At 58.8% G+C, this 8,592-nt stretch carries 7 protein-coding genes; all 7 read left to right on the top strand.

The features are described 5' to 3' along the window. On the top strand, window positions 1-1,695 hold a 1,695-nt coding region (locus tag VGU61_RS05465; protein ID WP_326858090.1), incomplete at its 5' end, for a bifunctional salicylyl-CoA 5-hydroxylase/oxidoreductase. Then, window positions 1,692-2,480, top strand: a complete 789-nt coding sequence (locus tag VGU61_RS05460) for an SDR family NAD(P)-dependent oxidoreductase (RefSeq protein WP_326858089.1) — start codon at window positions 1,692-1,694, stop codon at window positions 2,478-2,480. The genes VGU61_RS05465 and VGU61_RS05460, both read left to right, overlap by 4 nt. A gap of 29 nt (window positions 2,481-2,509) precedes the next feature. Further along, window positions 2,510-3,016 carry a MarR family transcriptional regulator gene (locus VGU61_RS05455; protein ID WP_326858088.1) on the top strand — a complete coding sequence of 169 codons (507 nt, stop codon included), beginning with the start codon at window positions 2,510-2,512 and terminating at the stop codon, window positions 3,014-3,016. Window positions 3,017-3,027: 11 nt separating this feature from the next. Then, a complete protein-coding gene (locus tag VGU61_RS05450; RefSeq protein ID WP_326858087.1) occupies window positions 3,028-3,882 on the top strand; it encodes an enoyl-CoA hydratase family protein in 855 nt (284 codons plus the stop codon). A gap of 53 nt (window positions 3,883-3,935) precedes the next feature. Next, on the top strand, window positions 3,936-4,325 hold the full coding sequence (locus tag VGU61_RS05445; protein ID WP_326858086.1) for a RidA family protein: 390 nt from the start codon (window positions 3,936-3,938) through the stop codon (window positions 4,323-4,325). A 174-nt stretch (window positions 4,326-4,499) separates the two neighbouring features. Then, the gene (locus tag VGU61_RS05440) at window positions 4,500-6,794 is read left to right on the top strand and encodes a bifunctional diguanylate cyclase/phosphodiesterase (protein WP_326858085.1); all 2,295 of its coding nucleotides are present in this window, start codon (window positions 4,500-4,502) and stop codon (window positions 6,792-6,794) included. Window positions 6,795-7,159: 365 nt separating this feature from the next. Beyond that, the coding region (locus VGU61_RS05435) for a diguanylate cyclase (protein ID WP_326858084.1) at window positions 7,160-8,592 on the top strand (1,433 nt) is incomplete at its 3' end.

The raw sequence follows: 8,592 nt of genomic DNA, 5'->3' as shown, positions 1-8,592 counted from the left end.
CGCTACCTCGACGGCCATCGGCTGATCAGCAATGCCGCCCATTTGCGCGGTTCGGCCATCTGGATCCGGTTTCCACGTATTGTCTGCAAAAATTGGGTGCACTGGAACCGGATCGGCGGCAAGCAAGTGCCGGTGGTCCTGATGGGCGACGCGGCGCATAGCGCGCATTTCTCGATCGGTTCCGGCACCAAGCTGGCGCTGGAGGACGCCATTGAAATGGCGCGCTGCTTCGACACCCTGAGCGACGCGGGGATCGAGGAGGTCATGAAAGGCTACCAGGACGCGCGCTCGGTCGAGGTTCTCAAAATTCAGAGCGCCGCGCGCAATTCGATGGAATGGTTCGAAAACGTGCAGCGCTATACCGGCATGGAGGCGGAACAGTTCACCTATTCGATGCTGACCCGAAGCCAGCGCCTGTCGCACGAAAACCTGAGGCTGCGCGATCCCGCCTATGTCGAACGTTTCGAGGAATGGATCAGCACGCGCGCGTTTGAACAGGCCGGCCTGCCGCGACCGCAAAGCCGCAAAAGCATCCCGCCGATGCTGACGCCGTTCCGTCTGCGCGGCACCGTGTTGAAGAACCGTATCGTGGTATCGCCGATGGCCCAGTACTCCGCGAACGATGGGGTAGCGGGGGACTATCACCTGGTGCATCTCGGCAGCAGGGCGATGGGCGGCGCCGGAATGGTGTTCGCCGAAATGACCTGCGTGTCGGCGGATGCCCGCATCACACCGGGCTGTCCGGGACTGTACAAGCCGGAACATACGCTGGCGTGGAAACGCATCGTTGACTTCGTTCACGCGAATACCGACGCAAAAATCGCGGTGCAGCTGGGACACGCCGGGCCCAAGGGCTCCACCCGCCCGTCGTGGGACGGAATCGATCTTCCGCTGGAGGACGGCAATTGGCCGCTGGTGGCGGCGTCACCGCTGCAATATCTGACCGGCGTTTCGCAGCGGGCACGGGAAGCGACGCATGATGATTTGGCGCGCATCAAGGCGGATTTCATCCGCTCGACGCGCGAGGCCGCTGCTGCCGGCTTCGACTGGCTGGAACTGCATTGCGCACATGGATACCTGCTGTCGACCTTTATATCCCCCCTGACCAACCATCGCACGGACGAGTATGGCGGCAGCCTGGAAAACCGCTGCCGGTATCCGTTGGAAATCTTCGCGGCCATCCGCGATGTGTGGCCGCAGGACAAGCCGATCAGCGTGCGCATCTCGGCGCACGACTGGGTCGAAGGCGGTATCACGCCCGACGATGCCGTCAACATCGCCCGTCTATTCAAGACCGCCGGAGCCGACATGATCGACTGTTCCGCCGGGCAGGTCAGCAAACTCGAAAAGCCGGTCTATGGCCGCATGTTCCAGACGCCGTTCGCCGACCGCATCCGCAATGAGGCCGGCATACCGACGATAGCGGTCGGCGCGATCTTCGAGGCGGACCATGCCAACAGCATCATCGCCGCCGGCCGCGCCGACCTGTGCGCCGTGGCGCGTCCCCACCTTGCCAATCCGGCATGGACACTGAATGAAGCCGCGAAAATCGGTTACTTCGACATGCCATGGCCGAAGCAATATCAGGCCGGCAAGGTGCAACTCGAGCGCAACCTGGAGCGCGACCGCCAGATGGCCGCCACTTCCAGCGGTATGACCCCGCAGCAGATTGCCGCGAAACTTCTCGAAGGATGACCATGACGCCAGCCCTGGAACTCGCGGGAAAGCATGCGCTGGTAACCGGCGGCGGACGCGGCATCGGCCTGGCGATTGCGCGGGCGCTGCTTGCGCACGGTGCGCGCATCACGCTGGCCGGCCGGGATGTGGAGCGGCTTGTGTCGGCGGTACAGGAATTGAAAGGTCTTGGCGACATCGCTCAGGTGCAGATGGACGTCACGCAAGCCGACTCGATTGGTACGGGCTTCGATGGCGCGGCATCCCGCTTCGGACCGGTCTCGATTCTCATCAACAATGCCGGTCAGGCTTTATCCGCGCCGTTCGGCAAGACCGACGCGGCGCTGTGGCAGGCGATGCTGGATGTCAATCTGACCGGTACATTCCATTGCACTCAAGCTGCATTGCCGTCGATGCTGGGCTCGCAATGGGGCCGCATTGTGAATATCGCCAGCACAGCCGGGCTGACCGGCTATGCCTATGTCTCGGCGTATTGCGCAGCCAAGCATGGGGTGATCGGACTGACGCGGGCGCTGGCGCTGGAAGTGGCGACGAAGGGCATCACGGTGAATGCGGTTTGCCCCGGTTTCACCGATACCGACCTCGTACAGGATGCCGTCAACAACATCGCTGCCAAGACCGGCCGCAGCACAGAGCAGGCAAAGGCGGAGCTGGCCTCGCGGAACCCGCAGAAGCGACTCGTCACGCCGGACGAGGTGGCAAGCGCGGTTCTATGGCTATGCCTGCCGGGCGCAGCGGCGATGAATGGCCAGGCTCTTCCGGTTGCTGGCGGCGAGATCATGTGAACGAGTTGGATACGACAGGAAAACCATGCATGGATAACACCGAAACCGCTTCGATTATCGACCTCGAAAGCCGGCTGACCGACGACCACCACCAATCGCTCAAGCTTTGGCTGCGGATGCTGTCCTGCACGGTACGCATTGAGGACGAGATACGGAGCCGCCTGCGCGCCGAATTCAATATCACGCTGCCGCGCTTCGACCTGATGGCACAGCTGGAACGGCATCCGGAAGGATTGCGGATGGGAGAGTTGTCGAAACGGATGATGGTCACCGGTGGAAATATCACCGGGATCGCCGACCTGCTGGAACAGGAGAAGCTGGTTGTGCGCGTGCCGGACCCGAACGACCGACGTGTCTACGTGGTGAAGCTCACGCCGGCGGGGCGCCGCGCTTTCGCCCGCATGGCCGAGGTGCATGAGCAATGGATACGCGAGATGACCGGGGGGCTGACGCAATCCGAGAAAACCACCCTGATCCAGCTCTTGTCCAAAATGAAAAACCATCTGAATGCCGCTTCGAGCGAAGCAAAACAATAAGGACCATGACCATGCGCTATCTTCCCGGCCAACCACACCAGCTTCCCGGCAACCGCATTACGCTGACGGATCATCAGGCCCTGCATTTCCGGTTTGCGGTCGCGGACGGGGTGGCCAGCGTAACCCTCAACCGCCCCGAGCGAAAAAATCCGCTCACGTTCGAGTCGTATGCGGAATTGCGTGATTTGTTCGTCGCCATGCGCTACGCCGACGACGTAAAGGCGGTCGTAATCACCGGCGCGGGAGATAATTTCTGTTCCGGCGGTGACGTACACGACATCATCGGGCCTCTGACCCAACTCGATATGCCGGGCATGCTCGCATTTACCCGCATGACCGGCGATCTCGTCAAGGCGATGCGCGCTTGCCCGCAACCCATTGTCGCGGCGATCGACGGCGTTTGCGCCGGCGCAGGTGCGCTCCTTGCCCTGGCATCCGATATCCGCTACGGCACCGAGCGCAGCAAGACGGCTTTCCTGTTTGCCCGGGTCGGACTGGCGGGCTGCGACATGGGCGCCTGCGCGTTGCTGCCGCGGGTAATCGGGCAGGGCAGAGCGGCCGAGTTGTTGTATTCGGGACGCAGCATGAGCGGCGCCGAGGCACTGCAGTGGGGCTTTTTCAACCGTATCTGCGGCCCCGATGCGCTGCTCGCGGAAGCGCAATCCTTCGCCGCCGACATTGCGAGCGGCCCGACCTTCGCACATGGCATGACGAAGAAAATGCTGCAGCAGGAATGGAACATGGGCGTGGACGAGGCGATCGAGGCGGAAGCGCAGGCGCAAGCCATCTGCATGGCGACCAATGACTTCCACCGGGCATACCACGCGTTCGTGGCGAAACAGAAACCGGTGTTCGAAGGCGATTAATGCAGGGGCTGTCTCAGAAGCGGAATAAGCGAATCAACCTATCGAAAGACACTATGAATATTCTCCAACCGCCCGGCTGGGTGCGCCCGAAAGGGTATTCGAACGGCGTCGTGGCAAGCGGACGCATTATCTGCGTCAGCGGCATGATCGGCTGGGATGCCCAGGGCAATTTCGTTTCCGACGATTTTGTCGCACAGGCACGGCAGGCTTTGCGCAACATCGTGGAAGTCCTGGCCGAAGCGGATGCGCGTCCGGAACATATCGTGCGCATGACCTGGTATGTGATTGACAAGAAAGAATATGTCGCCGCCTACGCCGACATCGGCGCGATTTACCGTGAATTGATCGGCCGCCATTTTCCGGCCATGACGGCCGTCCAGGTCTCCGCCCTGATCGAGGACCGGGCCCGGGTTGAAATCGAGGTAACAGCCGTGGTTCCATAACGCGGTTGAGGACGCAATTGGTTTCGACATTCCTGCAGGGGCATGGGGATCATCGATCCCATGCCTGTGACACATCCATCAACACGCTCAAAAAATACTTAAAACCAGCAAACAAATAGGATATGGTTCTCACATCCGGCAAGCGGGGCCGGTGTGGGAGCGAATTTGCGGAAATTGAGCGATCTTTGGGGAATACGAAGTCCGGGCGAGCGCCGCGCAGCCTGGATGGTGCTGCTCGGTGCCGCACTCGCATTGCTGATTCTCTGGTCGGCGATCGCCGGAATACTCCTTCGCAGTCGTGATTCGGCAATTAATGCGGAGCGGCGGATCCTCGAGCGAATGTCATCGGTTGTCGAGGAGCAGGCCTGCAACTTCTTCTCGATGGTCGATTTCTTTCTAATAAGTGCTTCCAGGGTGCTCGAAGACCATTCAGAAGGAAAACCGCACACCGATCCGGACCTGTTGAGCCTGGTGAAAACACTCGCAACGCAGTCCGGCGGCCGGATCGGTGCCCATATTCTCAGCGTCGACGGCACCGTCCATGACCTGGCCGAGGCGAACAGGCAATCGATAGGCAATATAGCAGGCAGGGACTATTTCGAGCTGCGATCGCCCCGGTGGACTAACGGTTTGTATATCGGCATGCCGGAAGAGAGCAGTTTCACCGGACAGACGGTGCTTCCCATTTTTCGCGCGCCATCCGAGCGCCGTTCGGCGCCCAGGTTTCTCGTCGTCGCCTCCATCGACACCCAGGCGCTGAATACACTGTACGAGTCCGGCCGAACCAAGCCGAACGGATCGATCGGCCTGGTTCGGCGTGACGGCATTCTCCTTGCCCGCGCGCCTAATGGCGAAAACTATATCGGCAAATCGATCGCCGGCGGCCGACTGTGGAAGGAACATCTGCCGAAAGCCCAGCGCGGCTGGGATATTCTTCCAAATACCGTGATCGACAAAACATCGCGGCTTACCGCCTATGCCGCGATGGAGGAATATCCATTGGTGGTGATCGCGTCATCCTCGATGGACGATGTTCTTGCCGCATGGCGAAAACTGCTCTGGGGGCTGCTGGTGAGCGGTTCGGTCCTCACCTGTATGACCGTTGTCGGTGCGCGCCGGCTGATTTCCTTGCTCAAGACGCTGGCTCAGACCCGGGCCGAAGTGGAAAACCAGGCGCGGCACGATTTCCTCACCGGCCTGCCTAACCGCCGCGCGTTCCACGAGCAGCTGGAACAGGAGATCAGGCGAGCCCATCGCACCAATCAATCGATCTGCATTCTCTTCATCGACCTGGACCTGTTCAAGGAGATCAACGATACCCTCGGCCACGATATGGGCGATCTGCTGCTTCAGCAGGCGGCACTTCGGATATCCGGCTATGTGCGTGAAACTGACAGCGTGGCCCGATTGGGCGGTGACGAGTTCACCGTCATCCTTCACGGGCTGAACGATCTGCATGGCGTCGAGCGAATCGCGCAGGGAATACTGAAGACACTCGCGGAGCCATTCCTGTTGCGTGGCGAGACCGCCTATGTCTCCGCAAGTATCGGCGTCGCACTCTACCCGCAGGATGGCACAACGAGTGAAGAACTGGTCAAGCACGCCGACCAGGCAATGTATGCGGCGAAGACGGAAGGCAGAAACCGCTGGACCTATTTCGCGCCCTCGATGCAGATCCGCGCGCAGCAGCGGATGCGCTACCTCAATGACCTGCATACGGCGCTCGCCGAACAACAGTACCGGTTGGTTTATCAACCAATTGTCGATCTGCGCACCGGCCTTGCGCACAAAGCCGAGGCGCTCATCCGCTGGCATCATCCTCAGCGTGGCGTCATTCCGCCCGCAGAATTCATTCCGGTGCTGGAGGATGCCGGCATGATCGCGGAAGTGGGGGAGTGGGTGTTTCAGGAAGCTGCGCGTCAGGCGGTAGCGTGGCGTAAGACGCTGCATCCCGAATTCCAGATCAGCATCAACAAGTCACCTCTGCAATTCAGGAAAGGCTCTGCGAGCGCAAACGATTGGATGCACTATCTGGCGCAACTGGGCTTGCCGGGTAATAGCATCGCGATCGAAATCACCGAAGGTTTGCTGCTTGAACCAGGCGAAGAGATCACCACCAAATTGCGGAAGCTTTCTGACGCCGGCATGCAAATATCGCTGGACGATTTCGGCACCGGATATTGCTCGCTGATGTATCTCAAACGATTCGACATCGATTTCATCAAGATCGATCGCACGTTTGTCTCTGCCCTTGCCGATGGTCCGGACGGTGCGGCACTTTGTGAAGCCATCATCGTCATGGCACACAAGCTCGGGCTGAAAGTCATCGCCGAAGGTATCGAGACATCCGCACAACGAGACCTTCTGGTCGAAATGGGATGTGATTTCGGGCAGGGTTTTCTTTTCTCCCGGCCGCTCGGGGCCGAAGAATTTGCGCGGCAGTTCGATCGGTTCTTTCAGCCAGCCTGAACCTGAAATTCACCTGTCCCTGCAGTCGACTGCACGGGTGCATTCGATATGTACGATTAATGACAAACGATTGAAGATCATGTGTGTCATCAATCGTACATAAAGCACGGGTCTCCGCGAATTTCAGATGAATATGGAACGTGTCCACAACAGCTTGTTCTAATTCGCTCGATGCCCGTAAAGGAAGCAACCGGACCTGTCGTGCCTGACATACCAACGAATCGAATAAGGCCGCTGGCAAACTGGTGTCGATATGGTGCAACGCGTTGTGCTGCACAAGTCCTGAATGCAATACATGCGCTGCGCTTTGATCGTCCTTAACGGCTGCGCGTAACCTAAAAAGCCCCTTTTTTAAACAACCACCTATGATCCAGCATCCCGGAGCCAAACGCCTGACGCAGGCGCTTATCGTCGCAAGAATGTCCATTTGGGACTCCAGCATTCCCGGAAATCGCTTGATCGACAGCAAGATTTACTGGATGGATAACGGACTTGGGTTGCTGGGGCTCAAACCGCGGCATGTGGTCCAACCATTTTCCGAATTCCTTGCATTGGTGCATCAGGATGACCAGCATTTCGTTATCGCCACCATGCAACGCGCTATCGATTCGCGTGGTGGCTATGATATTGAATATAGGGTGGTCTGGCCGGATGGCTCGGTGCACTGGATTGCAGCACGGGCCGAAATTCAGCCTGATGGTCAAGGAAGGTCGTCGCGGTCACTCGGGCTGATTTGGGATATTTCGGACCGGAAGGAAGCGGAACTGGCGTTGGCGGAACAGAAAGAGCTGGCGGAAGTTACCCTCGGTTCAATAGGTGAGGGCGTCATCACCACGGATACACAGGGCAGGGTGAATTATCTCAACCGTACTGCAGAGCAGGTTACGGGATGGTCCAGAGAGGATCTCCAGCGAGGCGTTGCCATAAGCCACCTGCTAAAAACCGTTGACGAAAGGACTGGTGAGGTCATAGAGGACGTAGGTAGCAAATGCCTGCGACTGAAAAAGACAGTTTCTCTTATCACGCACGCGCAACTTATTAATAAGCAGGGAAAGCGGATTCCGATTGAGGATTCCGCTGCTCCAATTCGATCGCGAACCGGAGAAACATTGGGTGCTGTCATTGTGTTCCGCGATGTCAGCCACGAGAGGGCGCTTAAGCATGAATTGTCATGGCATGCCGCCCATGATCCGCTGACAGGGCTGATCAACCGGCGCGAATTCGAAGTGCAGGTAACCAACGCGCTCGCCACGGCGAAAAGTGACGGTTTCAGCCATGCGATGATGTTTCTCGATCTCGACCAGTTCAAGATCGTCAACGATACCTGCGGACATAATGCTGGTGACGTGCTCCTCAAGATACTGGCGAAAATGCTGCACGGACATATGCGCGGCGCGGACATTCTGGCTCGTCTCGGGGGCGACGAGTTCGGTGCGCTTCTACTGAATTGTCCGGTGGACCAGGCTATTCAATTGGCCAACAAGCTTCGTCAAGCCGTCAAGGATTTCCGTTTTGCATGGGCGGGCCGTACATTTGAGATCGGGGTGAGCATCGGCCTGGTAACGATCAACGAGCACAGCAAATCAGTCAATGAACTGCTGAGCGCAGCCGACCAGGCGTGCTATGCAGCGAAGGAACTGGGACGAAATCGGGTACATCTCTACGAGGAAACCGATGCGATGGTGGCCAAGAGGCATGGGGAAACCATGTGGGTGCCGCTATTGACCCAGGCACTGCAAACGGAGCGCTTTGTGCTGTACACACAGCCCATCGTGAGCCTGAACGGCAGCGAAGCAGA

The sequence above is a fragment of the Noviherbaspirillum sp. genome (assembly GCF_035944575.1).
Classification (GTDB): domain Bacteria; phylum Pseudomonadota; class Gammaproteobacteria; order Burkholderiales; family Burkholderiaceae_D; genus Noviherbaspirillum.
The sequence above is the reverse complement of the archived record's forward strand: the minus strand, read 5'-3'. Positions and strand labels throughout refer to the sequence as shown.